Genomic DNA, 450 nt, shown 5'->3' with positions numbered 1-450 from the left:
CTGTGGAAGGAGACCCAGATCGCATTGCGCGCATGGCTTGCGATCCGGCCTCAAGTTGAGGTCACCGAGATTTTCCTCAATGCCAACGGGCAGCCGATGACCCGCGACGGATTTGCGTTCCGATTGGCCGAGCACGTCAAGACGGCAGCGACGAAGCAGCCGTCGATCCTTGGGAAGCGCGTCACACCCCACGTGCTTCGTCATTCTTGCGCGATGCACACGCTCGCGGCGACGGGGGACATTCGCAAGGTCGCATTATGGCTCGGCCACGCCAGTATCCAGAGCACCGAGACCTACTTGCGCGCCGATCCCGAAGAGAAGCTGCAGATTCTCGCAGCCCACGGTGCCCCTGCGATCAAGCCGGGGCGCTTCAAGCCGCCTTCCGACGCCTTGATCACAATGCTCACCGACGTTCGAAGGCGGGCCTGACCCGTCTTCGAACACTCCCTC

1 protein-coding gene is annotated in these 450 nt (G+C 62.4%); it reads left to right on the top strand.

Translation table 11 applies throughout. The features are described from left to right. The coding region (locus AACY08_RS29675) for a tyrosine-type recombinase/integrase (RefSeq protein WP_339472652.1) at window positions 1-429 on the top strand (429 nt) is incomplete at its 5' end. Between the last annotated feature and the right edge of the window lie 21 nt (window positions 430-450).

Source organism: Pseudomonas sp. EL_65y_Pfl1_R83 (assembly GCF_963970695.1).
Lineage (GTDB): Bacteria > Pseudomonadota > Gammaproteobacteria > Pseudomonadales > Pseudomonadaceae > Aquipseudomonas > Aquipseudomonas tritici.
This window is presented reverse-complemented; position numbering and strand designations above follow the sequence as displayed.